This window comes from Campylobacter sp. BCW_4321, assembly GCF_001763075.1.
Taxonomy (GTDB): Bacteria; Campylobacterota; Campylobacteria; order Campylobacterales; family Campylobacteraceae; genus Campylobacter_D; species Campylobacter_D jejuni.
In genome coordinates this window covers 60,756-87,241 of record NZ_MJYA01000026.1, presented here as the reverse complement: position 1 = coordinate 87,241, position 26,486 = coordinate 60,756, and the positions used below count along the sequence as shown (strand labels likewise).

At 30.9% G+C, this 26,486-nt stretch carries 25 protein-coding genes, 1 tRNA gene, 1 other RNA gene and 1 pseudogene; 8 read left to right on the top strand and 20 right to left on the bottom strand.

Annotated elements, in window-relative coordinates:
* The 10 genes and pseudogenes from AJN58_RS04840 to AJN58_RS04795 all read right to left on the bottom strand — a co-directional run.
* Positions 1-1,545: flagellin (locus AJN58_RS04840; protein WP_070292044.1), on the bottom strand; the 1,545-nt coding region annotated here is incomplete at its 3' end.
* A gap of 82 nt (positions 1,546-1,627) precedes the next feature.
* On the bottom strand, positions 1,628-3,454 hold the full coding sequence (locus tag AJN58_RS04835; RefSeq protein WP_070292042.1) for a motility associated factor glycosyltransferase family protein: 1,827 nt from the start codon (positions 3,452-3,454) through the stop codon (positions 1,628-1,630).
* 9 nt (positions 3,455-3,463) lie between these two features.
* Positions 3,464-4,715: pseudogene (locus tag AJN58_RS04830) on the bottom strand (DUF2920 family protein).
* Entirely contained in the window at positions 4,715-5,230 is a 516-nt protein-coding gene (locus tag AJN58_RS04825; protein ID WP_070292040.1) for a type II secretion system protein, read from the bottom strand. The pseudogene AJN58_RS04830 and the gene AJN58_RS04825 overlap by 1 nt, the downstream one beginning before the upstream one ends.
* Entirely contained in the window at positions 5,231-6,238 is a 1,008-nt protein-coding gene (tsaD, locus tag AJN58_RS04820; RefSeq protein ID WP_053872552.1) for a tRNA (adenosine(37)-N6)-threonylcarbamoyltransferase complex transferase subunit TsaD, read from the bottom strand.
* Positions 6,235-7,629 (bottom strand): M99 family carboxypeptidase catalytic domain-containing protein, encoded by a 1,395-nt coding sequence (locus tag AJN58_RS04815; protein WP_070292038.1) that lies wholly within the window; start codon positions 7,627-7,629, stop codon positions 6,235-6,237. Before AJN58_RS04815 ends, tsaD begins: the two co-directional genes overlap by 4 nt.
* Position 7,630: 1 nt before the next feature.
* Positions 7,631-8,701 carry a 1-deoxy-D-xylulose-5-phosphate reductoisomerase gene (gene dxr, locus AJN58_RS04810; protein WP_070274164.1) on the bottom strand — a complete coding sequence of 357 codons (1,071 nt, stop codon included), beginning with the start codon at positions 8,699-8,701 and terminating at the stop codon, positions 7,631-7,633.
* Positions 8,698-9,423: a phosphatidate cytidylyltransferase gene (locus AJN58_RS04805; RefSeq protein ID WP_052776837.1), complete on the bottom strand. Its 726-nt coding sequence runs from the start codon at positions 9,421-9,423 to the stop codon at positions 8,698-8,700. The genes dxr and AJN58_RS04805 overlap by 4 nt, the downstream gene beginning before the upstream one ends.
* A gap of 8 nt (positions 9,424-9,431) precedes the next feature.
* Positions 9,432-9,770, bottom strand: coding sequence for a hypothetical protein (locus AJN58_RS04800; RefSeq protein WP_002855905.1), 339 nt, complete (start codon positions 9,768-9,770; stop codon positions 9,432-9,434).
* Position 9,771: 1 nt separating this feature from the next.
* Entirely contained in the window at positions 9,772-11,079 is a 1,308-nt protein-coding gene (locus AJN58_RS04795; RefSeq protein WP_052776835.1) for an NFACT RNA binding domain-containing protein, read from the bottom strand.
* 61 nt (positions 11,080-11,140) lie between these two features.
* On the opposite strand from AJN58_RS04795, the gene AJN58_RS04790 reads away from it, so the two are divergent.
* The 6 genes from AJN58_RS04790 (at position 11,141) to ceuB (ending at position 16,444) form a co-directional block, all read left to right on the top strand.
* Positions 11,141-11,716 (top strand): molybdenum cofactor guanylyltransferase, encoded by a 576-nt coding sequence (locus AJN58_RS04790; protein ID WP_002855734.1) that lies wholly within the window; start codon positions 11,141-11,143, stop codon positions 11,714-11,716.
* The gene (locus AJN58_RS04785) at positions 11,713-12,702 is read left to right on the top strand and encodes a phospholipase A (RefSeq protein WP_044778849.1); all 990 of its coding nucleotides are present in this window, start codon (positions 11,713-11,715) and stop codon (positions 12,700-12,702) included. Before AJN58_RS04790 ends, AJN58_RS04785 begins: the two co-directional genes overlap by 4 nt.
* Before the next feature lie 85 nt (positions 12,703-12,787).
* On the top strand, positions 12,788-13,756 hold the full coding sequence (locus AJN58_RS04780; protein ID WP_044778850.1) for an ABC transporter permease: 969 nt from the start codon (positions 12,788-12,790) through the stop codon (positions 13,754-13,756).
* Positions 13,749-14,687, top strand: a complete 939-nt coding sequence (locus AJN58_RS04775; protein WP_044778851.1) for an iron chelate uptake ABC transporter family permease subunit — start codon at positions 13,749-13,751, stop codon at positions 14,685-14,687. The genes AJN58_RS04780 and AJN58_RS04775 overlap by 8 nt, the downstream gene beginning before the upstream one ends.
* Positions 14,684-15,439: an ABC transporter ATP-binding protein gene (locus AJN58_RS04770; protein WP_044778852.1), complete on the top strand. Its 756-nt coding sequence runs from the start codon at positions 14,684-14,686 to the stop codon at positions 15,437-15,439. Before AJN58_RS04775 ends, AJN58_RS04770 begins: the two co-directional genes overlap by 4 nt.
* Before the next feature lie 12 nt (positions 15,440-15,451).
* Positions 15,452-16,444 (top strand): enterochelin ABC transporter substrate-binding protein CeuB, encoded by a 993-nt coding sequence (gene ceuB / locus AJN58_RS04765; protein WP_044778853.1) that lies wholly within the window; start codon positions 15,452-15,454, stop codon positions 16,442-16,444.
* 72 nt (positions 16,445-16,516) lie between these two features.
* Here ceuB and AJN58_RS04760 read toward each other — a convergent pair.
* The 4 genes from AJN58_RS04760 to nrfH all read right to left on the bottom strand — a co-directional run bounded on the left by AJN58_RS04760 (position 16,517) and on the right by nrfH (position 19,723).
* A tRNA-Ser gene (locus AJN58_RS04760) sits at positions 16,517-16,606 on the bottom strand.
* A gap of 63 nt (positions 16,607-16,669) precedes the next feature.
* Positions 16,670-17,224 carry a membrane protein gene (locus AJN58_RS04755; RefSeq protein WP_002892921.1) on the bottom strand — a complete coding sequence of 185 codons (555 nt, stop codon included), beginning with the start codon at positions 17,222-17,224 and terminating at the stop codon, positions 16,670-16,672.
* A gap of 136 nt (positions 17,225-17,360) precedes the next feature.
* Complete coding sequence (locus tag AJN58_RS04750) at positions 17,361-19,193, bottom strand: ammonia-forming cytochrome c nitrite reductase subunit c552 (RefSeq protein WP_070243120.1); 1,833 nt, start codon at positions 19,191-19,193, stop codon at positions 17,361-17,363.
* 14 nt (positions 19,194-19,207) lie between these two features.
* On the bottom strand, positions 19,208-19,723 hold the full coding sequence (gene nrfH, locus AJN58_RS04745; RefSeq protein WP_010891930.1) for a cytochrome c nitrite reductase small subunit: 516 nt from the start codon (positions 19,721-19,723) through the stop codon (positions 19,208-19,210).
* A gap of 188 nt (positions 19,724-19,911) precedes the next feature.
* On the opposite strand from nrfH, the gene AJN58_RS04740 reads away from it, so the two are divergent.
* Entirely contained in the window at positions 19,912-21,996 is a 2,085-nt protein-coding gene (locus AJN58_RS04740; protein ID WP_044778855.1) for an RNA degradosome polyphosphate kinase, read from the top strand.
* A 140-nt stretch (positions 21,997-22,136) separates the two neighbouring features.
* Here AJN58_RS04740 and AJN58_RS10500 read toward each other — a convergent pair whose 3' ends face one another.
* The 6 genes from AJN58_RS10500 to AJN58_RS04715 all read right to left on the bottom strand — a co-directional run bounded on the left by AJN58_RS10500 (position 22,137) and on the right by AJN58_RS04715 (position 25,385).
* A complete protein-coding gene (locus AJN58_RS10500; RefSeq protein WP_284674787.1) occupies positions 22,137-23,162 on the bottom strand; it encodes an autotransporter outer membrane beta-barrel domain-containing protein in 1,026 nt (341 codons plus the stop codon).
* A 186-nt stretch (positions 23,163-23,348) separates the two neighbouring features.
* Positions 23,349-23,525, bottom strand: a complete 177-nt coding sequence (locus tag AJN58_RS10495; protein WP_284674785.1) for a hypothetical protein — start codon at positions 23,523-23,525, stop codon at positions 23,349-23,351.
* A gap of 205 nt (positions 23,526-23,730) precedes the next feature.
* Positions 23,731-23,967 carry a hypothetical protein gene (locus AJN58_RS10490; RefSeq protein ID WP_284674786.1) on the bottom strand — a complete coding sequence of 79 codons (237 nt, stop codon included), beginning with the start codon at positions 23,965-23,967 and terminating at the stop codon, positions 23,731-23,733.
* Positions 23,936-24,403, bottom strand: coding sequence for a hypothetical protein (locus AJN58_RS10485; protein WP_044778857.1), 468 nt, complete (start codon positions 24,401-24,403; stop codon positions 23,936-23,938). Before AJN58_RS10485 ends, AJN58_RS10490 begins: the two co-directional genes overlap by 32 nt.
* Positions 24,404-24,615: 212 nt before the next feature.
* Positions 24,616-24,974, bottom strand: a transfer-messenger RNA (tmRNA) gene (gene ssrA / locus AJN58_RS04720).
* Positions 24,975-25,385, bottom strand: coding sequence for a hypothetical protein (locus AJN58_RS04715; RefSeq protein ID WP_002783915.1), 411 nt, complete (start codon positions 25,383-25,385; stop codon positions 24,975-24,977).
* Between the two features lie 90 nt (positions 25,386-25,475).
* Here AJN58_RS04715 and ruvB point away from each other — a divergent pair, with 90 nt between their 5' ends.
* Positions 25,476-26,483, top strand: a complete 1,008-nt coding sequence (gene ruvB, locus AJN58_RS04710) for a Holliday junction branch migration DNA helicase RuvB (RefSeq protein ID WP_002862037.1) — start codon at positions 25,476-25,478, stop codon at positions 26,481-26,483.
* Positions 26,484-26,486 lie beyond the last annotated feature (3 nt).

Sequence of the window (26,486 nt, the reverse complement as noted above, 5' to 3'; positions counted from 1 at the left end):
TTGATTTTGCACCGAACCAATATCTGCTCTGATTTGATCAAGATTTGTTATAGCAGTTTCAGCTATATCCATTACAGCCATAGCACCTTTAAGAGTAGTTACACCTGCACTCTTATCTACTGTTCCAGCTTTATTACCTGCTGAAGTTTTTAAAAGTGCAAATTGAGAATTTCCTGAACCTTCTGAAAAACCTGAACCTTTAGAAACAGTATAAATACCAGATGCTGTTGACATAGAAGAGTAAAAAGTAACAGAAGAAGATATGGTAACAGACATATTTTTACCACTACCTACAGAAAATCCTGAACCAGAAGAAAATCCTGAACCAGCAGAACTCATGTAAGAGGCAGCATCACTGTAACCTATTAATATCTGTTTTCCTCCGCCTTTAGAAGAATTAAAGCCCATGGCATCAGCTATATTTGCATCGATTTGACCTTTAGATTCTCTTAAAGATACTGAAGATTGAGAAATAAGATCAGTTGTTCCCATACCTATAGCACTAAGATTGGTTCCGCTGATGTTAATATCTCTACCATCGTTTTTTACTAAAGATAATCTTCCGTAATTTTCTTTTTGTGTTCCTAAAATTCCAGAACCAACTCCTATATCTCCAGTGATTTTAATCCCTCTACCATCAGCTGAAGTAAGAACAAGCTTACCATTTTCATCCTTAGAAGCTTGAACTCCTGTTGTGTCTTTAACCGCATTGATAGCTGAGATTAACTGACCATTATTATCTCCGTCTTTATAAGAAATTTGACCAATTATAACCCCATTGATAGCAAAGTCTTGAGAAGTAGTTCCTTCTTTTATAGCATAAGCTCCTGTAGTTTTTACATCATAAGTTGCTCTAACTCCTGTTTTATCGGCACTTTTATTAATCTCTTCAGCTAAAGCTCCAAGTCCTGTTCCAACAGAGGTTGAAATCACAACACTATCAAATTTAAAATCTTCTAAACCATTATAGTTTTTTATAGTAAGTCCTACCACACCTGAAGTAAAGCTTTGCGAACCCGTTTCAAATCTTGTAACACCGATTTTTGAAGACTGAGTTGGTCCAATGCTTGCTTTTATAGTTTGATTTGAACTTGAACCGATTTGAAATTCTTGATTGGTAAAATTTCCACTTAAAAGTTGCTTGCCATTAAAAGCTGTAGTATTTGCGATATTATCAAGCTCTTCCATCAAACGGTTTATATCGGCTTGAAGCATGGTTCTTGTTTTTAAACTTTGACCATCTTGAGCTGCTTGAGTAGCTTTAGTCTTGATAGTATCTAAGATCTTAAGTTGCTCATCCATAGCCTTATCAGCAGTTTGCAAGATACCCAAAGCATCATTACCATTTGAGATAGCTTGACCTAGAGTATTTGCTTGAGATCTTAAGCTATCTGCTATAGCCATCCCTGAAGCATCATCTGCTGCGGAGTTAATCCTAAGACCTGAACTAAGTCTTGCTAATGAACTGTCTAAACTTTTAGCATTTAAATCTGAATTTGCTTTTGCATTTAATGCTGCGACATTTGTGTTAATACGAAATCCCATTTTAAATCCTTTTAAATAAATTCAAGCTCATCCATGAACTTGTTATACCCTATATCGTTACTTTTTTTTAAAAATTTATACTTTAAACTAAAAAATTATAAATATCATATTTTAATTGCAATCTAAAAATAAAAATTTCAAGCCATTGCTTATAAGATTTCAAATACATCAATAAATATTCTTTTTCATCTTCAATTTTACTAATAATAACTTCACTTAATAATTTACCTTTATGAAAAATCACCCCTTTTAAAACCCCATCATTTAATAAAGAATTTATTTCTAAAAAAGATTCAAAATTGCTAACACTTTCATATGTATTTTTAAAAAAATCTAAAGGTAATTTTCTATCACTAGCTAAAATCATTTTCAATGCATCATTTAACCTCATAGCATGTTCTAAACAAAATAAAGCATTTTGTTTTTCTTCTTTGAAAGTTTCTAAAATTTTATTTAAAATTTTAACACTACGATTAGCTGTTAAAGTTTTTGGAGGATATTTATTTAATTTATTATTTAAATTCTTAAATTTCTTACAACATAACTCAAAATTAATTTCTTTCGTAAATTCTATCCTAGCACCGCCTTCTGTGGCATTTAAAAAATTCACTTGGGGATTTCTTGCAAATAAATCCTCTAATTTTTTTCTATAATCATCCCAAGCTAAATGTGTTAAAACTTCTCCTAAGCCTCCATAAGCAACTGTTTTTAATGTAGGAATATCTAAGGTTGTATCTATATCACTCCCCAAATCAAAACTATCAAAATGAGAATTTCCTTGTTTATCAAAAGATAAATCTTGTCCAACAAGAATTATATTTTTAAATTTTAAAGCAATCGCCAAAGTATAACAAGCATGCCCAACATGTGTTCCAAATTCAAGATAACCAAAATCATTAATATGAAGATTTTGATAAGGAAGATTATCACTTAATACTATAGATAAAGGAATTTGTTTTTTATAAAGATAATCAACCACGCTAGGGTGAGTACTTGCCGCTAATATAAATAAGGTTTTATTTTCTGGATTAACTTCTTTGAAAAATTCAAGCGGATATTCTTCAAAATCAAGATTTAACACATAATCAGGGATTATATCATGTTTTACAAGCAAAGGATAAGCTCCATCAACACAAAAAATCACAAAATTTTCTTGATATTTTTTTAACAATGGAATTTGCTTTTGAAGGCTAGGGCCAGCACATACAACTATACAGCTTTCAAAAAGCCCTTTTCTTTCATCAATAATTCTTTTAAAAGGTATATTTTTCAACATTAAAGGTATATTTTTATAAAAATTTTCATAACAAGACAAAGAAATTTTGGAGTCAGGATCTAAATTTCTTATTACAAGATTAATATTTTCATGTATAATTTTATCTGTATTCAAAATTTCCTCATAATAATATTTTTTATAAAAATTATTATTAATAAACATTTCATAAAGACCTAGCCATAAAAACATATCATTTTGATCAAAAAGTATCCTAAGTTGTAAATTTATTTTTTTCTCTTGAATATCCACCAGATAAATTTTTCCACTACAAAGCTCTTCACTCAAATCTATCGTACTTAAAGCTAGGATGAAAAGTTCTATTTCGCTTTCAAATACAAAAAGATGTTTATAGTGTTTAGCTAAATTTTTAATAAGCAAGGCATTGCCTATACCATAAATACATACAAAAGGATATCTAGGAGTCTTTTCTAAAATACTTTGATAGAAAAAATTTATTTCTTCTTCTAAGTTTTCATACATGAAAACATTATGAGTTTTATCAAAGATATTCAAATTTTCATCTATATTAAAACAAGAACAAGTTTTATTTTGTATGAAATTTAAAAGTTTATTTCCTAAGGGTTCATTTACCCCACTTAATAAAGCTTGTATGTTTTTTTCTAGTATGGTCATTGGGTTTCCTTAAATTTTATCTATTTTGAGTGATATTTTGTCATCTTTTTCGCTAAATTGATACAACAAATCCTCGCAAGGATAAGAGATACATTTTTCTTTACAATCTTTTTTTGGATTTTGTTTTATTTTTTCTAGCATTAAAGGGAGTTCTTTAGAAATCAAAGTTTTTATAGACATTCCCATGCCATGTTCTAGATTTTTAATAAATTTACCATCAATTTGATTTGTATTTTTTATCATATAAAGCTCTGCATTAAACCCAAATTGTTCTAAATATTTATAAAGTTCTAATTTTTCATCAGGTGGGGCTATTTCTTTATCATAAAAAGAGTGATAACTAATATAACATGGTTTTGCGTAATTAGCTTGAATTTCAAGATGTATTGGCTCTAAGATATATCTTATCATTCTTCTTGATACTGAAAAAAAATTATTTGAGCTTGAATTACTTGTCCAAAAAGTTTTACTAGAGCAACAAACTCTAATATTTTGATAAAAATTAAAAGTACCAAACTCTGAATATTCCATAAAATCAACTTCTTTACCAAACCCAACAAGCCTCCAAAGAAATTTAGCATAACTTGAGTTATCTATCACTCCATCTATCAGCCAAGGAGCAATCTTAGCTGCCAAATGCGCTAAATATCCCCCGTGAGAACTACCTATCATGATAACTGGTATACCCCCCCCCCATAGTATCAAAAGGAGCATATTTTTTAAGATAAAGTGCAACATTTAAAAGATCTTGAGCCTGCATAACGCCAAAATTTTGATATTCATTTTTTGCAGGTTGCAAACTCACATGCAAATTTAAAAAATAATTTGGTGCAAAATTACCTTTTTGCTTACCTTTGGTTATTTGATTATTTACAAAATGAAAAATTTCACTCATTTGTTTATAGTCTTGAATTTTATCAACATCATAAGGAAGCTTTATGTCTATAGCTTCACAACTTACTTTTAAAATAAGCTTGTCTATATCATCTAAATAAAAAGTAGAGCCTGTTTGAGGACGATTTCCTATACAATGATAATTCACACTTGCTACAGCCACATTAAATTCGCCTGCTACAAATTCAGCTAAGTGTTCACGGTAATTTTCATCCGCATCTCCACCAAGCCCAGGGATAATAAACACTAAAGCTTTTACTTCTTTTTCATCATCAAAACAAAGCTTAAATTCAAGCTTTGATTCTCTTTTTATACCAAGTTCTACATCATCACAAGAGTCAATCTCATAAGTTTTACTCACTATCATTACCTTCCTCCTATTAAAAGATAAGTTTTGCTCGCTAGGTTTTTAAAATTTTCATTCTTACTTAAAATCACGCAAGCTTTATTGCTTGAAGAGCTTGTAAAGTCTACATTTTCTAAATCTTCATGGCTTTGATTAGCTGCGTTGATGATAGCATTTTTACTTGCTTCATTGCTTGAAATTCCCATGAGTATAAAATCAGCCTTATTTATAAAAACAAGTTTTAAGCATTCTTTATCATCGCCTACGCGAAAATTTACTTCTTTTGTGCCGTTAAAATTGCTAAGATCGATATTTTCAATCCCACTTACATTACTCATTGTTTTTATAGAGTTTAAATGATCATTTTTTAAAGTATAAATGCTTATATCATTGATCAAAGTTTTAAGGTTGTTTAAAGACTTGCTAACTTCAGCTTCATCCTTGCTTGAACTCATTTTTGGTAAAGCAATAGCAGCTAAAATTCCCAAAATAACGATCACAAAAACAAGTTCTAATATAGTAAAAGCTTTTCTCATCTATATCCTTGAAAAATTTTTATTTTTAGGGCTTAAAATATCTTCTTCTATGCTTACAAATTCCTTTTTTTCATAAGCATCAACCGCGGCTCTTGCTATCATCAAAGCATTATCAGAACAGAATTTTAAAGGAGCTAGTTTTAAATTTGCATTATATTTTTGACATAAATTTTGCAAACGCGAACGCAAATTAAGATTTGCACTAGCTCCGCCTACAACGCCAAAATTTTTAAATTTATAAAGATTAAAAATTTTTTCTAATTTATCCATGATATGATCACAAGCTGTATTTTCAAAGGCATAAGCTATTTCTGCTTTTATATCGTCACTTAAATTTTCATGTTTTAAAATTTCTAAACGCACTGCATTTTTAAGCCCTGAAAAACTGAAAGCAAGTTCTTTAGAATGCTTTAAAGGTATGTTAAAAGAGATATTTTTAAGTTTGGCATTTTTTGCTAAATTTTCTATGATAACCCCACCAGGGTAACCTAAATTCATCATTTTAGCTACTTTATCAAAACTTTCTCCAAAGCTATCATCATTTGTGCTTGCTAAAAGCTCTAAGTTTGCATCATCTTTAAGATAAAGCACCATAGTATGCCCACCACTAACAAGCAAAATTCCCATATCTAAAGAAATTTTTTCTTCCAAAAAAAGACTATAAATATGACCTTTAAGATGATTTATAGGGATTAAAGGCAAATTTAGGGCACTTGCTAAAGTTTTTGCCATAGAAATTCCACTGAGCAAAGAAACGCTAAGCCCAGGTTCATTTGTCACAGCTATGGCACAAAGATTTTTAAAATGCTCTTTGCATTGCCTAAGTATTTTTGGCAAAGCTTCGCTATGAAGTCTTGCAGCAAGTTCAGGCACCACTCCCCCATAGATACTATGATCTAATTCTTGGGAAATTTTTTTATGAAATTTACACTCTAAGGTATTTTTATCAATGATAGCTATAGAACTATCATCGCAAGAACTTTCTATAGCTAGGATAAGATTTTTCATTCAAATTCCATTAAAATAGAACCTAAGAATTTATCTTTTGATCTTGCCATTTTAAGAGTGTTTAAATCCAAATTTTTAGCATTTTTGATCAACTTGCTATTGGTATTTGCCTCTAAAAGTTGTTGCAAATTCACCCCTCTTAACTCATAAAATTCCACTCTATAAATTTTACCTGCCATATCTAAAGAGTATTGTGTTTGCATATTTTTTTTATGAACTAAAATACCACTTTCATCTTTTCCATGATCAAAGCCTATGATATTTACGCGTACATTAGCTATCTTTGGGATAAAAAAATTCTCTTTTACTTTTACCTTACTTCCAAAAGAAGCTGTGGTTTCATTACCATCAACTTGAAAAGTTACTTCATTAAAAGCATCGCTAAATTCTAAATACTCAGGATATAATCTTGTTTGAAAACGATTGCCATACTGGATATAAAAAGAATTTCCTTCTGCGATAACAGCGGTAAGTTCATTACTTGTATTATAATTTAACTCTTTATTTACCGGAAAAGGCACATAGTTGATAACCTTTCTTGGATTTTTCAAAGAAAGTAAAATTCTATCATCAAAAAGTTTCACTTCAAGCTCTTTATTTATGGCTTTATCAACCCCTTGTGGAGTAAGTTCAAAATCTCTACTAAATTCAATTCCTGCGGTTTTTAGATAATTTTCAATTGCCAAAAGATGATAATAAGCTCTTAAATTTACAGGCAGATTTTTACTCGCTTCATTTGCAAAAGCAGCTTTGTGATTTGAAATCACAAAATAAGTTAAAGCTTTAAGCATTTCCGTATCACCAAGCTCTTGGGTTTTGGTGTTTTTAAGATGATAAGCATGCTTTGGATCAGCAAGTGAAGAATTGACACTATTTACGGTTTGAGTAGCGATATTTTCAAGATCAGGGTATTTGCTTGCATTGATTTCGCTTGTGTCAATCACACTTGAATTTCCCCAACGCTTAGGATTTTGCATCGCATCAATATAAGTAGGTTTATAAAAACCCCAACCATCGTGAAGATTGATCACCATACTAACTTCAGGAAGTAAAATAAGCTCTTTAATGCGTTGAACTCTTTTATAATCAGGATCTTTTGGGCTAATACTTGCAAATTTACGGTTTAAATCCCCATTATTCCCACGCGAACGCTTGATAATGCTATCAAAAGCTAAATTTGGAGCCACTATAATCTTACCCTTAGTGATATTATAATCACTCAAAAGCAAACTTGCCGCATGAAATCCACCAGGCTCATCGCCTTGAATTCCACCAAAGATCAAAACCGTATTATTATCATCTAGGCTTTTACCATTTTCTCCTACGCTAAAGTCTAGCTCTAAAGCAAAAATACTTGTTATAAAAAATAAAATTATTAAAAAAAATTTCATTTTAACTCCTTAAATACTCTCTTGTTTTAAAATCATACTCAAAAACTTCTTCTATGCTTGAAATTTTAGGTACTCCAAAGTGATCAAGAGCTTTAAAAATGTATCTAGCAATATCTAAAAATCTACTTTTATTTTCTAAAAAATTATAAACACCAACTTCATTAGCAGCATTGATGATAACACCTAAATTTGGCTCTTTTAAAAATGTGTTTTTAAGCTTAAAAATAGGATATTTTTTTGTGCTAATTTTATGAAATTTTAAAGCAGGCATTTTGCTAAAATCAACAGCCTCTAAAATAGGCGTATCTTGTTTTTCAAATATAGCATCTGAAATAGCTAATTTCATATCTGCTTTTGAAAAATACGCCGTGCTAGCTCCATTTTTAAATTCACACATTGCATGTACTAAAGATCTTGGTTCTATTAAAGCATCAATTTCTTTAAAATCATATAAATGATAAGCCTCTATAATCTCAAAGAGCTTATTTGCCATAGTCGCACTATCTATAGTGATCTTTACTCCCATGTTCCAATTAGGATGTTTTAAAGCATCTTTGACACTAACTTGATTTAAATCTTTGATTTTGTACTTATAAAAAGCTCCGCCACTTGCTGTGATATAAAGTTTTGCTATATTTTTTTTACCTTCGAGTAAAAATTTTAAAGCCGCATGCTCACTATCAACGGGTAAAAATTTAGCCCCTTTTAAAAAACTCCCCGCTACCACAAGACTTTCTTTGTTAGCTAAGGCTATGTTTTTGCCAAGTTCTTTAGCCTTTAAAGTGCTTTTAAGTCCTGCAAAACCTACAATGGCATTGAGCAAAAGTTTGTCTTGGCATTCTGTTAAAATTTGCTCTAAACCTTCTTGTCCTATAAAAACTCTATCGTGTTTAACTAAATGCTTATTTTTTGAATCTTTTATGGCAACAAATTTAGGCTTAAATCTTGCGATTTGTTCATTTAAAAGAGCAATGTTATCTCCACAAGCTAAAGCAGAAATGGGAATGTTTTTTAAAGCAGCAAGTTTAAGAGCATTTACTCCTATGCTACCCGTACTTCCAAAAAGTATCATAAAAGAGCAACCATTACAAAAGCAGCAATGATCACTGCATCGATTCTATCGAGCACGCCCCCATGACCAGGGATAAGATCTCCACTATCTTTTACACCTGCTTCTCTTTTAAAATAACTCTCAAGCAAATCTCCAATTACTGCAAAAATCGCTACAAAAAACGAACAAAGCAAAGAAAGCCAAAAACTATAAACAAAAACTCCTAAAATAGTTCCAATAATACTCGCACAAATCAAGCCACCTATAACACCTTCTAAGGTTTTGTTTGGACTTGTTGGAGAAAAAGGGGTTTTACCCATAAGTTTTCCGATAAAATACGCTCCACTATCACAAGCTGCAACGATAATGATAAGCCAAAAAAGCGCGAACATACCCTGATCTAAATACACTTGCCAAAGTGCTAAAATAGGCAAACTAGGATAAATATAAATAAGAGCTGGTTTTAAGGAAGCCTTTTTATAAACCAAATATCCAACGACTAATAACAAAGCTAAAATCCCAAAAAACAAAGCTTTATGCGATAAACTTCCCAAAATAAAAGCTATAGCCAAAGGGATAATAGAAATATTTTCTAAAACAAAAAGTTTTTTTGCTTCACTAAAAGATAAATACAATAAAACCGCAAAAACGATAAAATTGATAAAAAATTGATCAATCAACGCGATAATAATAATAGCCCCTATCATCACAAGAGCTGAAATAATTCTAGTTGTATTAAACATATTTTTCCTTATATACTAATATCTAAGCGATGAATGCTTTGTGCGTCTTTAAAATTTGGATCTTTAGACTCATCTTCTTCATTTTTCTCATCATCGCTGGTTTTAGCTTCTTGATTGTGTTTTTTCTTTTTTTCTTCTTGTTCGGCTTTTTCTTTGATCTCTTCTTTGATTTCATGAGTCTCATTGACTTTTTCAAGCTTGTTTAAAGTTTTTTCTTTTTCATTAAATTCAGCCATATTTAGCGTAGCTGCAAAACCTTCTTTTGCAAGCTCATTGCTTGCTTGTGTAGCTGGATAAGCCATATTTTGATTTATATAATTGACATTTCCTAATGGGCTAACTGGCATTTTAATCCTTCGTGATATTAATACTTTTAAAATTTGTATAATTTACAAACGCCTTTTGCTGAACCTTAACAAAATTTTTTAAGGTATAATCGACCCAATACGAACCTTTCTTTAACTTAGAAAAGCTTACACAAAGCCTTGCAGCAAATTCTATCACATCAAGGCTGATTTTTTGCTTGTTTGATACAATCAAAGTATGTGCACTAGGAATATCCCTTACATGAAGCCACAAATCATCTTTTTTAGCATTTTTAAGTAAAATTTCATTGCCTTTTTCATTTTTACCCACGCAAATTTTAAACTCATTAAAATAAAAATTTGCCACAAGATCTTCTTGTTTATGATCTTGATTTTTTTTGCTATTTTTTTTAGGTAGTAAAATTTCAAGCTCTATCTCACTCTTAGCTTGAAGCAATAATTCTTTCAAACTCAAGGTAAAATCTAACTTTTCTTTTAAATTTTGCCTTTGTATGTTTAAATTTTTAGCTTTTTGTTCTAATTTTTTAGCATTTTTATAATATAAATTAGCACTTTGCTTAGGACTAAATTCAAGCTTAAATTCAAGCTCTTTGCCTTCAAAATCATCAAGCTTAAATTCCCTTTCATAATCTTTTAAAACACTCAAATTTGCAAACAATACATCAGCCCTTTTTCTGTATTCTAAAGCTTTTAAGAGTAAAGAATTTTCTTCATCTAAACTAGAAAAAAGTTCTTGTAAATTTTGTATTTTTTTATCCACTTGTGCAAGTTTTAAATTTTTTATTTGTTTGATTTTACTCTCATAAATGCTTGTAAATTTGCGAGAAAAATAATCTGCAAAGTCTTTAATTTCCTCAAAACTTTCATCCATTTTATAAGGCTTTAAAGGCTCTAAAATCACATTAGGTTTTACTACACGATAGCTTTTATCAATGTGCCTTAAAGCCTCTATGATCAAATCTTTTTCATCTGTAAGAATAACATTGGTATTTTTACCCGTAAATTCAAAATAAATCTTGCTCTCATAGCTTTTATAAGCCTTATTAGCTTTTACACTAAAACATAAAATACGATTGCCTTCAAGGACTTTAACTTCCTTTATAAAAGCATTGCTAAAATACTTTTTAAGCATAAAATCAAAAGGTGCATTATAATTTTTTGCATTAAATTTAGCTGTATAAATCGCACTCATTGCACGAGTGAGATCAAAAATAAATCTTTCTCTGTCAAAGCTTAATTCCAAAATATTGTCATTGATACGCTTGATAAAATCGATTTTTTTAAACTGAGAAAAAAAAGTTTGCAATTGTAAAAGTTCTGTGTATTTCATAAAAGAAATTATAAAATATTTTAGCGAATTTGTGGTAGAATTAAACTAAAAAAGGAAATTTGTGCAGCTTAATGAGCTAAATTGCGTGATTTTATGTGGTGGTAAATCTAGTCGTATGGGACAAGATAAAAGCAAATTGATTCTTAAAAATCAAAATTTAACTCAATTTCAAGTAAATAAATTTTCTAAAATTTTTAAAAATGTCTATGTGAGCGCAAAAGAAGACAAATTTGAAAACCATTTTAGCTTGATAAAAGATTCTTTAGAATTTGAAGTTTACTCTCCTATGCTTGCGCTTTACTCTATACTTTCAAATTTTAAAAATGAATTTGTTTTTGTTTTAAGTGTAGATAGTCCTAAAGTAGGTGAAAATGAGCTTTTAAAAATGCTTCCTTTTTTAGAGCAAAACTATAAAATAATCATAGCCAAAACTCCTTTACATAAACATCCCTTGTGCGGCTTTTATCACAGCTCTTTAGCTCAAACTTGTAAAAATTTCTTAGAAAAAAATGAACAAAAAATAGGACTTTTATTTTCTGAGATTAAAACCAAATTTGTGGAATTTGAAGATGAAGATGCTTTTTTAAATCTTAATTTTTATGAAGAATATGAAAAATTTAAAAGTGAGTTAAAATGAGAAAAATTGCTTTATTTTTAAGCTTATGTGTTTTTATATGGGCTAGTGATTTACAACAAGCTTTAGAGTATGAAAAACAAGGCGATTATAAAAAAGCTATGGAAATTTACAAAAAACTCGCTTTAAAAAATTCATCTGTTTTAATCCCTCAAGAACAAAATAAAACTAAACAAACTACTCAAAATGAAAAATCTATTATTGCAGCCAAAGAAGAAAGACAAGATTTTGCTCGTCTTGCCTTGGCAAATTATCTTGAAGAAGATGAATACTTTAACCCTCTTGGCATTAGTGCTTATAAAATGAATTATTTTCTACCTTTGGCTTATAGTTTTAACTCTCTGGAAGAAAATCACAATAAAAGTGAAGCTAAATTTCAACTTAGCATTAAAAAAAGGCTTTTTGAAAATTTGCTAGGGCTAGATGAAAAATATTATATAGCCTATACTCAAACTTCTTGGTGGCAAATTTATAAACATTCTTCTCCTTTTAGAGAAACCAACTATCAGCCAGAATTTTTTATAGATTTTCCTTTGTATCTTAAAGATTATGAATTTTTTAACAACCTACGCGTAGGTATATTACATGAAAGCAATGGCAAGGGAGATGAGAATTTGCAATCTCGCTCATGGAATAGAATTTATGTATCTACAGCTATTTTATATAATAAATTTTTATTTGTTCCACGCCTTTGGTATAGAATTCCTGAAAGCAAAAAAGATGATGATAATCCTGCCATCTTGCATTATATGGGAAATTTTGATGTGAATTTAGCGTATTTAGGCGATGATTATTTTATCAATCTTATGCTAAGAAACAATCTTAAATTCCGCAATAACAAAGGCGCTATACAAGTTGATCTAGGATATGATATTTTTAATAACGGAATTTATTGGTATTTACAATACTTTAATGGCTACGGAGAAAGCCTTATAGACTATAACAAACACTTGCAAAGACTTTCCACTGGATTTTTGATTTCTTACTAAAATATCCTTTGTAGTTTTATCATTTCTTAAAACAAATTTCATTACAATTTCATTTTTGATAATTATTATTACTATAAGGAAAGATTTGTTTTTTAAGCATATATTGAGTTTAAAAGTGCTTATAGCTTTACTTTTATTCTTTGGAATGATAAGTTTATTTATAGGAGTTATCAGTATCAATGTAAAAGATATTCTTAATCTTAACTCCACTCAATTAGAAATCATAACTCTCACAAGAATTCCTAGACTTATAGCGATTTTACTCACGGGAATGAGTCTTAGTATATGCGGGCTTATCATGCAACAACTCACGCAAAATAAATTCGTTTCTCCAACTACAGCAGGGACTATGGATTGTGCTAAATTTGGCATACTTACTTCTTTAATATTTTTTGCTGGAACGTCTTTTTTCACTCAAGCTATCATTGCATCTGTATTTGCGCTTTTGGGTTCTTTTATATTTATCCAAATTTTAAGAAAAATCAAACTCAAAGATGTGATTTTTGTACCTTTGATAGGCTTGATGTTTGGAGGCATTATTAGTGCTATAACCACTTTTTTTGCCTATGCTTTAAATTATATACAAAATATCCAAGGCTGGTTACAAGGCAGTATGGCAAATGTTATGCAGGGAAATTATGAATTGCTCTACATTTCTTTACCACTTTTTATACTTGCTTATTTTTTAGCTCATAAAATCACCATAGTTGGCATGGGCGAAGATATAGCTTTAAATCTTGGAATCTCTTATAATGGTATATTATTTTTAGGCTTGATGATTGTAAGCATTATCACTAGTTTAGTGATTGTAAGCGTTGGGATTATCCCTTTTTTAGGGCTAATTATCCCAAATTTAGTAGCTCTTTATCTAGGTGATAATCTTAGAAAAAATCTCATCTATATAGCACTTTGTGGAGCTTTGTTTTTACTTGTTTGCGATATCATTTCAAGACTTGTCATCTTTCCTTTTGAAATGCCTTTAAGTATCACTACAGGTGTTTTAGGATCTTTAATCTTTATCTTTCTTTTGCTAAAAAGGAAAGTTTATGCGTAAAAAAATGCTGATTTTAAGCTTTTTAACACTTGGTATGATAGGGATTTTTATACTTGTGGGTTTAAATGGCTTTGATGAGTATGCCTTAAAAAGTCGTTTTTTACAAATTGCAGCTATTATCATAGTAGCTATTTGTATCGCTGTTTCAACAGTGGTTTTTCAAACTTTATGCAATAACAAAATTCTAACCCCTGCCATCATAGGATTGGATTCTTTATATATGTTACTTCAAAGTGCTCTTATCTTTTCTTTTGGTGCAGCTAATTTAAGTGTTTATAAAAACGATATCAATTTTTTAATCACTCTGGTTTGTATGGTGGTTTTTTCGCTAGGACTTTATAAAATTTTATTTAGTAGCGATAGAAGTATTTATCTTATAATGCTTTTAGGCTTAGTTTTTGGAACACTTTTTAGCACTTTAAGCTCTTTTTTTGAAGTATTAATCGACCCTGATGAATTCATGGTAATACAAGGAAGAATGTTTGCTAGTTTTGATAATATTGCTTTTGATGTTTTAATTCTTGCTTATATCATTAGCTTTTTAAGTTTTATATGGATTTTTCGCTATATGAAATTTTTAGATCCTTTAAATTTAGGCAAAGATTTAGCGATAAATTTAGGGATAAATTATCAAAAAATTTCAAAACAATTGATGATTATCATAGCTATTTTAACTTCTATTAGCACCGCACTTGTAGGTCCTATAACCTTTTTGGGGCTTTTGGTGGTAAATATCACTTATGAGCTATTTAAAACTGCAAAGCATAGTATTTTACTAAGTGCTTGCATACTCATTAGCATTTTAGCTTTGCTTGGAGGGGTGTTTTTTGTCTCTAGAGTTTTTGATTATAATGCCACTATAAGCGTGGTTATTAATTTCTTAGGTGGGATATATTTTATCTATCTTGTATTAAAGGGTAATAAATTATGATTAAACTAAAAAATATCACCAAATTTTATGATAATAAAGCCATTATTTCAAATCTTAGCCTTGATTTTCATAAAGGCAAAATCACTTCTATAATAGGAGCCAATGGCGCTGGAAAATCCACTCTTTTAGCTCTAGCGAGTCGTTTGATAAAACCTAGTAGTGGAGAAATTTATATTGATGGAGTAAATTTAAAAGACTATAAAGAGCAAATCTTAGCACAAAAAATTTCCATTCTCAAACAACAAAACAATATCAATTTAAGATTAAAAGTTGAAGAATTAGTCGCTTTTGGGCGTTTTCCGCATTCTCAAGGAAGACTTAATGCAAACGATAAAATCAAAATCAATGAAGCTTTAGAATATATGGGACTTAGCAACTTAAGAAATGAATTTTTAGATACATTAAGTGGCGGACAAAAACAAAGAGCTTTTATAGCCATGATCATCGCTCAAGATACTGAATTTATAATGTTTGATGAACCTTTAAACAATCTTGATATGAAGCATAGTGTACAAATCATGCAACTAATGAAAAATTTAGTCAAAGACTTTAACAAAAGTATAGCTGTTGTATTACATGATATTAATTTTGCTTCGATTTATTCTGATGAAATCATAGCCTTAAAAGATGGGAAGCTTTTAAAACAAGGTTCAAAAGATGAAATCATCAATCAAGAAAATTTAAAACAAATTTATGATATGGATATACCCGTAAGTCAAATTGATGGTAAGAAAATTTGTATTTATTTTTAAAAAGGAGAAAATATGAAAAAATCTTTAGTTTTTGCATTTTTTGCATTTTTTTTAAGTCTAATCTTAACAGCTTGTAATTCAAACTCAAACGAAAACAACGCAAGTTCTACAACAAAAACCAACACTGCTACAGTGAAAGTTTTGCCTATTAGCATGAGTGATGAGGGTGATAGTTTTTTAGTGAAGGATAGCCTAGGAGAAAATAAAATCCCTAAAAATCCTTCTAAGGTAGTGATCTTAGATCTTGGAATTTTAGATACTTTTGATGCTTTAAAATTAAACGATAAAGTCGCAGGCGTTCCTGCTAAAAATTTACCAAAATACCTACAACAATTTAAAAACAAACCTAGTGTAGGCGGAGTGCAACAAGTTGATTTTGAAGCCATTAATGCTTTAAAACCTGATCTTATCATTATTTCTGGACGCCAAAGTAAATTTTATGATAAGTTAAAAGAAATAGCTCCAACTTTATTTGTAGGTCTTGATAATGCAAATTTTTTAAGCTCTTTTGAAAACAATGTCTTAAGCGTTGCAAAACTTTATGGTTTAGAAAAAGAAGCTTTGGAAAAAATTTCAGATATTAAAAATGAAATTGAAAAAGCCAAAAGCATAGTTAATGAAGATAAAAAAGCTCTTATCGTTCTTACAAATTCTAACAAAATTTCAGCCTTTGGCCCTCAATCTCGCTTTGGGATTATTCACGATGTTTTAGGGATTAACGCAGTAGATGAGAATATAAAAGTAGGCACACACGGCAAAAGTATCAATTCTGAATTTATACTAGAAAAAAATCCTGATTATATTTTTGTTGTTGATAGAAATATCATTGTAGGCAACAAAGAACGCGCTCAAGGCATACTCGATAATGCGCTTGTTGCTAAAACCAAAGCAGCACAAAACAAAAAAATCATCTATCTTGATCCAGAATACTGGTATTTAGCAAGTGGAAATGGACTAGAGTCTTTAAAAACTATGATTTTAGAAATCAAAAACGCTGTAAAATAATACAATCTCGCAAGAGCTAGTCTCTTGCTTTAATACTTAATAAAATACTTGGAATTTTCAAGAAAGTTTTAGTGGCGGACAGAGAGGGATTTGAACCCTCGAGACCCGTTAAGATCTGCACCCTTAGCAGGGGTGTGGTTTCAGCCACTCACCCATCTGTCCAATAAAGTAAAGTATGATTATACAAAAAAATAAATAATACCTAGCTTAAAAAGCTAGGAAAAATCAAAGGCTAAGATAAGCCAAAAGCAAAGTTACAACAACCCCTACTCCAAGAACTGCAAATTGTTTACTTCTATCTTTTTTATTTGCAAACAAAGTAATCATAAGCCCTGAAATATAAAGCATAAATAAAGTAATACCAAAGCCTACGCTAAGCACAGAAAAATACCAAGCACCCTTATCTTTATGAAGCATAATCATATCTCCAAGTAAAGATCTTGTTTTTAAGGTAATGTTGTATTCATTAGTAGAATTTTGAGTTATATTAGCACTATAATGAGTTCCGCCTATTGTTATGCCTTTATCTTTACTTTTAATGATATCTGTATTAGATGGCACTTTTAAACCATTTGTTTTTAAGTACTCTATTAAGGCTTCTCTTTCTTTACCACTTTCTATAACTTTTGACAATTGATACTGCTCAACTTTCAAACCCACATCTTGATTAATACCAAAAATATACGCTATACCTGTTAAAGCAAAAAGCAAGGCGCAAGGCAAGAAGAACAAACTAAGATAGATATGAACCTGTCTAAACAATTTATTTTTATTGATCATTTTAAATCCTTTTTGATTATCAAAATTTGTGATATTTTGACAAAACAAAGTGAAGTAAAAGTGAACTTCAAATAAAAAGTTTATATTTTTTAAAACAAATAAAAGAAAAAGCCCTATGATTTATAGGGCTTAAGAATTATTTTTTATCAATCACTTGATAATTATAAGGAACAAGCTCTTTATCATGCTCTAAAAGTTCTTTTGGAGGATTGCCATTAACATCTTTTTCATCTGCATAGTAACGCTCTCCAGCTTTATGACCATTAACATCTACTTTATAATAAAGCTCTCCTGGATTAAATTTTTGAATATCTTCAAAACCTAAATTTGAAGTTTTAAAATCTTTAATTCCATTTACCGCTGCAATTTCTACAAGTTTAGTTTGTCCCATTCTTGCCATATCAACAGCTTGCAATAACATTCTTGAAGCTTCGCGAGGATTATGAAAACCAGTTGAGTTTTCAGCATTAACAAAATCCGCTCTCATTTGAGCTTTACGATGAAGTTCTAAAACTTCTTTTAGCTCTTCGCTAATTTTTTTCGCATCAGCTTTTCCATCGCTTTGGAATTTTTCCATATTGCCTAGCTCATCGCGTAGTTTTTTAGTATCCATAATCAAACTAACAATTGCGTACTCTGCAGTTCTTTGATCATGTGCAACGCTATTTTGTATGTCAAGTACTTGAGCTTTTAAATAATCTTCGCTTTGTTTATGACAAGATTTGCAAGCAGAGTTAATATCTCTTAAAGGAGAAGTGATATTGTGTTGAGTAACCTTTTTAGCCCCTTCTCTAACATAAGGCATATGACAATCCACGCAACTTACTCCATTTGCAGCATGCACACCGCCACTATAAAGTTCACTTTCTGGGTGTTGAATTTTAATAATTTGTGCCCCTGTTAATTTATGAGTAAAATCAGCTCCAAATACTCCACGAACTTTATCATAATAATCATCTAGCATTTCAATTCTAAATGGTTGTCCTTTTTTCCACTCACTCCAAGGAAAAGTTAAAACTATACCATCGGTTTCAATCTCTTTAGCTTTATTTCCATCTCTCCAAAACTCATACTCATCATAATTTTTCTGAGTTCCATTCCACCATTTTTTAGAACTATCATCTACAATAGTTTCACCCATTACTTTTACTTTTTCCCCTGTTGGTTTAAAATAGTATTCAACATGGCATTGAGAGCAAACTAAAGTTCTCATTTCTTCTCTTGTAGCTTTTACGCCTTGTACTGGATCTTTTTCATATCCCCTAGAAACTAAAGCATTAATAGCTGCTGGACGAGTAAGTCTTAAACTCATATCATTTGGATTGTGACAATCTGCACAAGTTACACCCATTCTTTTACCACCATGTGGACCTGCATGTTCAGGTGAATTTTCCACTATACCATCAACGGCTGGGATATTTTTAATCATGGTCCAATAATTTGTAGAGTTAAAAGCAGTAAAATCCCCTTTAGCAACATTTTTTATAAGCCATGGAGTCCATCCACTATGACAATTCATACAAGCTGCGGGCTGGCCTTTAAAAGCAGCAAGGCCGTGAGCATTAAGAAAATCTTTGTTGTTTCTTGCTGTTTTCATTTGATCTACTTGAACCCAAAAATGCCCTCTTTCTTCATTGAAATCAAGACTAAAAGGATATCCTGCCCAAAGTATGGTTAATTGAGGAAAGCGAATCAATTTTGAATAAGCTAAATTACCACCAAATTCAGTAGCTTTAGGCTCTTCTTTTTCAACTGTTAAATACATTTTTAGCTGCTCTGGAAAAACCTTACCCCATTTTTCAAAATTTGGATCATCATCACTAAGCAAAGAAAAATCAGCATTTGCTGCAATGGCATTTTTATTTGCTTCATCTTCTTTTTTTTGATTGATATCATTATTTAGCCATAAAACTCCCGCTATAAGTAAAACCAAAACAACAATACCCAAGCGTAAAATATTTTTTTTCATTCATCTTCTCCTTATTAAATTCCGTGTTTATGTCCAACATCTTTATGACAAGAAGCACAATTTAATGACTTGTCTGCATGTGGATTTGTTGTAGCATTGATAGCAGTTTGAGCAAAATCTGCATGACAGCGTATGCAGTTTTCTTGCACCATTTTTCTGCTTTTTTCAGTCGCACTCAAATTTGTAGGCAACTCATCAAGTTTAAAAGTAAAAGCATAAGCATGTCCTAAACCACTTTGCGCTTTAGCTATCCACTTAGCTACAAAATTATGTGGCAAATGACAATCCACACAAGTTGCTCTTGGTTCGCCTTTGACTTTTTGAGAGTGCGGCCCTGCCATGTATTCGTTATAAACTTCATTCATAATATGGCAGTTATTACAAGATTCGCTTGCATTGCTTAAATAAGATGTGCCCTTAGCATTATAAAAAGTATAAAACCCAACCGCAAAGAAAACAAAAAGCAAAACAAGAAAAATAGTAAAAAGATTCGAAGTTTTCTTCAAAATTTTCCTCCTTAAAATTATCATTTCTTAAAATCTTCAATAAAACAATAATGTCACAGAATTTCCCAGAAATAAATTTTGTAATTCTAACATAGATGAATTTAATATAATTTTAAAGATATATTTACTCTTAATTAACCTAAAAAATTTGAAACTTTTATTCAATAATTTTAAAATAAATGATAAAATATAACAAAAAAAAGGAAAAATTAATGCAAATAAGTCCTGATATGTTTATCAATCGCGAACTTTCTTGGCTTCGCTTTAATTCTCGTGTGTTAGACCAATGTTCTAAAAATTTACCCTTGTTAGAAAAATTAAAATTTATAGCTATATATTGCACTAATTTAGATGAATTTTATATGATACGCGTTGCAGGCTTAAAACAACTTTTTTCAGCTGGAGTTAATGCAAGCAGTAGCGATGAAATGACACCGTTACAACAATTAAAAGCCATACGCAAATATTTACACCAAGAAAAAGAGCTTTTGGAGCGTTATTTTAATGAAATCACAAGTGAATTAGAAAAAGAAAATCTTTTCATAAAACATTATGAGAATTTAGATGAAAATTTAAAGCAAAAATGTGATGAGTATTTTTTCTCCAATATTTTTCCTGTTATTGTTCCAATAGCTGTTGATGCTACTCATCCTTTTCCACATTTAAATAACTTATCTTTTTCACTAGCGGTTAAAATTTGTGATAAAGCGCATCCTGAACTTGTAAAATTTGGAATGATTAGAATTCCAAGGGTTTTACCTCGTTTTTATGAGGTAAGTGCAAATATTTATGTTCCTATAGAAAGTATAGTCCACCAACACGCAGAAGAAATTTTTCCAGGCTATAAACTCTTAGCTTCAGCAGCATTTAGAGTGACTAGAAATGCAGATATAGTAATAGAAGAGGAAGAAGCTGATGATTTTATGATGATTTTAGAACAAGGCTTAAAACTTCGTAGAAAAGGAGCTTTTGTAAGATTGCAAATTCAAAAAGATGCAGATGAACAAATCGTAGAATTTCTTAATACACACATGAAAATTTTTCATAAAGATGTTTATGAATATTCTATTTTACTCAATCTCCCTAGCCTTTGGCAAATCGCGGGAAATAAAAACTTTACGCATCTTTTAAGCCCACTTTACACGCCTAAAACTTTACCACCTTTTGATGAAAATTTATCTATTTTTGATGCTGTAGAAAAAGAAGATATACTCATCATACAACCTTTTGAAAGTTTTGATCCAGTTTATAAATTTATCAAAGAAGCAAGCAAAGATCCTGAAGTAATTTCCATAAGAATGACACTTTATAGAGTTGAAAAAAATTCTAATATAGTTCAAGCTTTAATTGATGCTGCAAGCGATGGAAAACAAGTAACTGTGATGGTAGAATTAAAAGCACGTTTTGATGAAGAAAATAATCTTCATTGGGCGAAAGCTTTAGAAAATGCCGGAGCTCATGTTATTTATGGCATTACAGGTTTTAAAGTCCACGCTAAGGTTTCTCAAGTCATACGCAAACAAGGGGATAAGCTTAAATTTTATATACATTTAAGCACAGGAAATTACAATGCAAGCAGTGCTAAAATCTATACTGATGTGAGTTATTTTACAAGCAAAGTAGAATTTGCAAGAGATACGACAAAATTTTTTCATATCTTATCAGGCTTTAGCAAAAACCGTCGTCTTCAAACTCTTTCAATGAGTCCAAATCAAATCAAAGAAAAAGTTTTAGAAATGATACGCATTGAAACAAGCAAGAAAAATGAAGGTGTGATTGTAGCTAAAATGAATTCTCTTGTGGATAGTGATATCATACAAGCGCTTTATGAAGCAAGTATGGAAGGGGTACAAATCGATCTTATCATACGTGGAATTTGTTGCTTAAAACCTGATGAAGAATACAGCAAAAACATACGCGTTAGAAGCATCATAGGAAAATACTTAGAACATGCTAGAGTATTTTATTTTAAACATAGTGAGCCAAATTATTTTATATCGAGTGCAGATTGGATGCCAAGAAATTTAGAGCGTCGCTTAGAACTTATGACCCCTATATATGATGAAAGAAGCAAAGCTAAATTAGCTCAATTTTTACGCTTGCAACTTAGCGATAATGTTTTAGCTTATGAGCTTAAAAACAATGGAGAATATGAAAAAATTCCTTCTTCTGAAAAAACCATAGATTCTCAACAAACCCTAGAAGAATATGTAAGTAAAATTTATAAAACACTTAAAAAAGATACAGATCAAAGTCGTGCAACGCACTTAGCTTCCAAACTTTTCAAAGAAAACTAAAAGTTTTTAGGGTTTTTACTCTAAAGACTTATTTACTTGTTTGTTATAAAAAGGGCTTTAAGATAAAGCCCTAGGAGATTTCCCATAGAAATAAACAATCATTTCTAAACTATAAAAAGATTTAGAAATGATTTTTAAGATTAAAATTTATACTTAAGTCCTACTTGACCACTTAAGTAAGTTTCATTTTTATTATCTACTTTACCTGCTAGTATTTGTTTAGCACCAAAGCCAAGATTCATACTGAGTTGATTTGTAAAATCTACATTACCCCCTACGATAATTTGTCCGTAAGTTTTTTTCTTGTTGTTAGCTTCAATACTAGTAAAGAAAGCATTATTTACAGCTAGGTTAGCTGTGTAATCATCACCACTATTGATAACAAATTGTTCTATTTTTGGAGTTACAAAAATATAAGAGTTTTCATTCATATATTTTCTAAATTCAGCACCCACTTCAACACTTACAGAATTGTTTTTCATAGAATCAATATCTTTAGCAATAGCACCATTTTCTGTATGAGATGGAGTATAACTAAAATAATAATTTATCCCTGCAAAAGGTTTAATAAATAAAGTATTATCACTAAAGTCAAACACACGACCTACATTAGCACTAAATCCTAAGAATTTGCTTGTATAATCTGAGTTATATGCACCATCTGTTTGAATATTGTCTTGTTTAGTTGGAGAAACTTGAGCATAAGCTTTAAGATTAAGTTCCCATTGTGGAGCTATATTGATAGTAGAATACATACCTAATTGGAAGTTATCGCTTTTTTGTTCTAAATTATTGTCTTTGATTTTAGCATTTGCATAAGTAAAATAAGCACCCCATAAAACATTATCATTAGCTTGTTTATCTACCCCTACGGTAGCACCATACATTGCACCACTATCTCCATCGATAATGTTAGCACCACCAAAAGCATTAGCCCAAATACTATTGGTATATTCATTTACATAGCTTGGTCTCATATCACTATCTAAAGCAGCAAATTTAAGGCCATTCATTTTAGAAGCATAAGTTCCAAAAGGATTGTTTAGCATTGCTACACGAGAACCTATAGAAACATCATTAGAAATATTCATAGTGGTATTTACTGCACTAGAAGCTGAATTGAGATTAGATACAGATTTACCTGTATTGTCTGTGTCTTTTTTGATTTGTAGGGCTAGTTTTACACCTTCTCTACTTGCTAAATCTGCCCCTATACTTCCTAATTGTTCTGTGATAGAACGAAGAGCTAGGATAGAAGCTTTATCATTAGCACTAAGATTTAAATTTAAGTTTTTATTTACTAAATCAATGTATTTTTCATCATCGATTTTACCGCCGTTTTTCTCAGCTTCTTATTTGAGTTGTTCAAGTTCGGTTTTTTGTTTTTCAAGAGCTTCTTTGGCTTGTTTCCATTCTTCATCTTGACTAAAATCAAATTCATTTTTAAGCAATTTATCAATAGTATCTATATCTACTTTAAGTTGCGTGAGTTTATCTTTAGCTGCTGTAGTAGCACCTCCATTGATCACTAAGCATTTATTGCCACCGCAGTTTTGAACGTTAAGTTTATAATCTACTAAGCCTTTTATTCCATCGCCATATTTCTCTTCGTCGCTAATATCTATAATAGCTCCTGTTTCTAATTCATCTTTGCCATGAAGATCAGTTGAAACATAATCATTTAAAAATTTTACAAGTAATGCACCTGCATTGTTCTTTGCTTTTAAAATATCTTCATTGAAATTTTAGCTTGACCATCACTACATTATTTGCTTCTAAGTCTGTATAAGAGCGTTTGATAAGTCCAAAATTTAAATTTGTAAGATTTGCAGTTCCATTTACCTTAACAAAATTTCCATAAGTAGCAAAAAGAGTTTCATTAGCGGTAAAATTTCCATTTATAGTTAAGCTACCATTAGCACTTTTTCCTTCTGTTCCATTATAAAGAATTATACCTGAGCTTTTTTTCATCCTCGGTAATGGCTTCACCTCCTAAGCTAGTCATAGTTAAATCTCCATTAATCACCGAAGGCGCAAAAGCTTGTAAAATTATATCTGTTGTTTTAACCTCTTTAGCAGTAGCATTTAAATTTGTTACATAAGCAGGATGGTCGCCATTATTGTGTTTAAAGCTTAAAGTATTGTTTTTACCGATATCAATGTTCAATCGATAATCAGCGCTATCATAGCCATCGCTTGGTAAATCTCCAATGCCCATTTTAATACTTAAATCTTGCCCTTTGTAATTATCAGGATTTTTGAGATTGATATCCTTACCATTTTCTTCAAAATAATTTCCTATATCTGAAGACTCTGTAAGATTGATTTCTTGTGCAAAAGCACCTGAATAAAGCAAAGTTGCTGCACCTAAGCTTAGCAATATCTTGCTCGAAGCATTTTTCTTCATAAGTTTCTCCTTCAATAAATTTAAACTGAAGGAAAAATTATACCCCCCCCCCTTTTTTTTTTAATAAGCTTAAAAATAAAACTATAAATTTTTAATGAAAAATTATAAAACTTAATATATCAAAGTTTTAAGGGTAATAAATCGATCTTAACTTCATATAAAAAATTCTAAAAATTTGAAATAAACTTATGATTTACTTAAAATTAGCGTGATGGTGGAAGCGAGGGGAATCGAACCCCTGTCCAAAAATAATCCCACAAAGACCTCTACATGCTTAGCAAAGATGACTACTTCACCCTACTTCGCTCATCTTCCAAAACTCAAAAGCAAGGCTAAGACTTTATTTCACCTCAACGCTTGTCAAACGCAAGGCTACACTATCAAAAATGACCGAAAATTAAGCTAGATAGTATAACTTAAATTTCAGGCTCAACTGAACTTACGCAGCTTTAGCGTAAGCAGGAGCGAATTTAACGTTGTTTGCGTTTAATTTTATTTGGGCTTTTTACGCTTTGCCCAAAGCGACATGCCATCTAAGCAGACTTACTCCTGTCGAAGCCAAGTCGCTCCCTTATTTAGAAATAATATTTGGAACATTAACAATTAAAGGATTAAAAACCGCTAAAACAGAATCATCATTTTCATATGAACGACAATATTTTTCAAACTGATCACTCATCAAAAGCATCCAATCCGTAAATTCATCACTAGCAGGTCCGTTAAAGCGATTTGCTTGCGCCATCATCTCTTCACAAAATACACAAAAATCAGTCACTTCTTCAAGATTTAAACGTCTTGCTGCCCAAGCGGTATTGTGTGCTAAAGTTTCAAGCTCTTTTATAGCTTCTTTATAACGCACGCTATCGCTTCCAAGCTTGATGATTAAAGGTTCAAACCTATCGCACATGGTTCTAAAAAATTGTAAAAATTTTTCTATATCGTCAATTTCATAATCTAATTCTAATTTTGTTAAAATTCCCATTTTTAAACCATAATCATTAAAGTTTAATGTAAATTCTAGCAAATTTTAGCTAAAATCTTATTTTAATTTTTCCAAAATATAAGCAAAGATATGGATAGAATAGTAGAAATAGAAAAATACTCCTTTGATGAAACTTACGAAACTTCATTGCGTCCTTCAAATTTTGATGGTTATATAGGTCAAGAAAGCATTAAAAAAAATTTAAATGTCTTTATAGCTGCAGCTAAAAAACGCAATGAATGTTTAGATCATATACTTTTTAGCGGTCCTGCAGGACTTGGAAAAACAACACTAGCTAATATCATCTCCTATGAAATGGGTGCAAATATCAAAACAACCGCCGCTCCTATGATAGAAAAAAGCGGGGATTTAGCCGCTATTTTAACTAATCTTAGCGAAGGAGATATACTTTTTATTGATGAAATTCATCGCTTAAGCCCTGCTATCGAAGAAGTGCTTTACCCTGCAATGGAGGATTACCGCCTTGATATTATCATAGGTAGTGGTCCAGCCGCCCAAACCATAAAAATCGATTTGCCAAAATTTACTCTTATAGGAGCTACAACGCGTGCAGGTATGCTTAGTAATCCTTTGCGAGATCGTTTTGGTATGCAATTTAGATTAGAATTTTACAAAGATAGCGAACTTGCTCTCATCTTGCAAAAAGCAGCTTTAAAACTTAATAAAACTTGCGAAGAAAAAGCCGCACTTGAGATCGCTAAAAGAAGTCGTTCAACCCCTAGAATAGCTCTAAGGCTTTTAAAAAGGGTAAGAGATTTTGCTGATGTTAATGATGAAGAGATTATCACAGAAAAAAGAGCTAATGAAGCCTTAAATTCTTTAGGAGTGAATGAGCTTGGTTTTGATGCGATGGATTTAAGATATCTTGAACTTTTAACCGCTGCTAAGCAAAAACCTATCGGGCTTGCAAGTATTGCTGCGGCTTTAAGCGAAGATGAAAATACCATAGAAGATGTAATTGAGCCTTATTTGCTTGCTAATGGCTATATAGAACGCACTGCAAAAGGGCGTATAGCTAGCACAAAAAGCTATAGTGCTTTAAAATTAAACTATGAAAAAACTTTATTTGAGGAGTAAATT

Coding starts and splice junctions, on each gene's coding strand:
- AJN58_RS04835 (WP_070292042.1), bottom strand. CDS start 3,454: ATGACCATACTAGAAAAAAACATACAAGCTTTATTAAGTGGGGTAAAT.
- AJN58_RS04825 (WP_070292040.1), bottom strand. CDS start 5,230: ATGAGAAAAGCTTTTACTATATTAGAACTTGTTTTTGTGATCGTTATT.
- tsaD (WP_053872552.1), bottom strand. CDS start 6,238: ATGAAAAATCTTATCCTAGCTATAGAAAGTTCTTGCGATGATAGTTCT.
- AJN58_RS04815 (WP_070292038.1), bottom strand. CDS start 7,629: ATGAAATTTTTTTTAATAATTTTATTTTTTATAACAAGTATTTTTGCT.
- dxr (WP_070274164.1), bottom strand. CDS start 8,701: ATGATACTTTTTGGAAGTACGGGTAGCATAGGAGTAAATGCTCTTAAA.
- AJN58_RS04805 (WP_052776837.1), bottom strand. CDS start 9,423: ATGTTTAATACAACTAGAATTATTTCAGCTCTTGTGATGATAGGGGCT.
- AJN58_RS04800 (WP_002855905.1), bottom strand. CDS start 9,770: ATGCCAGTTAGCCCATTAGGAAATGTCAATTATATAAATCAAAATATG.
- AJN58_RS04795 (WP_052776835.1), bottom strand. CDS start 11,079: ATGAAATACACAGAACTTTTACAATTGCAAACTTTTTTTTCTCAGTTT.
- AJN58_RS04785 (WP_044778849.1), top strand. CDS start 11,713: ATGAGAAAAATTGCTTTATTTTTAAGCTTATGTGTTTTTATATGGGCT.
- AJN58_RS04775 (WP_044778851.1), top strand. CDS start 13,749: ATGCGTAAAAAAATGCTGATTTTAAGCTTTTTAACACTTGGTATGATA.
- AJN58_RS04770 (WP_044778852.1), top strand. CDS start 14,684: ATGATTAAACTAAAAAATATCACCAAATTTTATGATAATAAAGCCATT.
- ceuB (WP_044778853.1), top strand. CDS start 15,452: ATGAAAAAATCTTTAGTTTTTGCATTTTTTGCATTTTTTTTAAGTCTA.
- AJN58_RS04755 (WP_002892921.1), bottom strand. CDS start 17,224: ATGATCAATAAAAATAAATTGTTTAGACAGGTTCATATCTATCTTAGT.
- AJN58_RS04750 (WP_070243120.1), bottom strand. CDS start 19,193: ATGAAAAAAAATATTTTACGCTTGGGTATTGTTGTTTTGGTTTTACTT.
- nrfH (WP_010891930.1), bottom strand. CDS start 19,723: ATGATAATTTTAAGGAGGAAAATTTTGAAGAAAACTTCGAATCTTTTT.
- AJN58_RS04740 (WP_044778855.1), top strand. CDS start 19,912: ATGCAAATAAGTCCTGATATGTTTATCAATCGCGAACTTTCTTGGCTT.
- AJN58_RS10490 (WP_284674786.1), bottom strand. CDS start 23,967: ATGAAAAAAAGCTCAGGTATAATTCTTTATAATGGAACAGAAGGAAAA.
- AJN58_RS10485 (WP_044778857.1), bottom strand. CDS start 24,403: ATGAAGAAAAATGCTTCGAGCAAGATATTGCTAAGCTTAGGTGCAGCA.
- AJN58_RS04715 (WP_002783915.1), bottom strand. CDS start 25,385: ATGGGAATTTTAACAAAATTAGAATTAGATTATGAAATTGACGATATA.
- ruvB (WP_002862037.1), top strand. CDS start 25,476: ATGGATAGAATAGTAGAAATAGAAAAATACTCCTTTGATGAAACTTAC.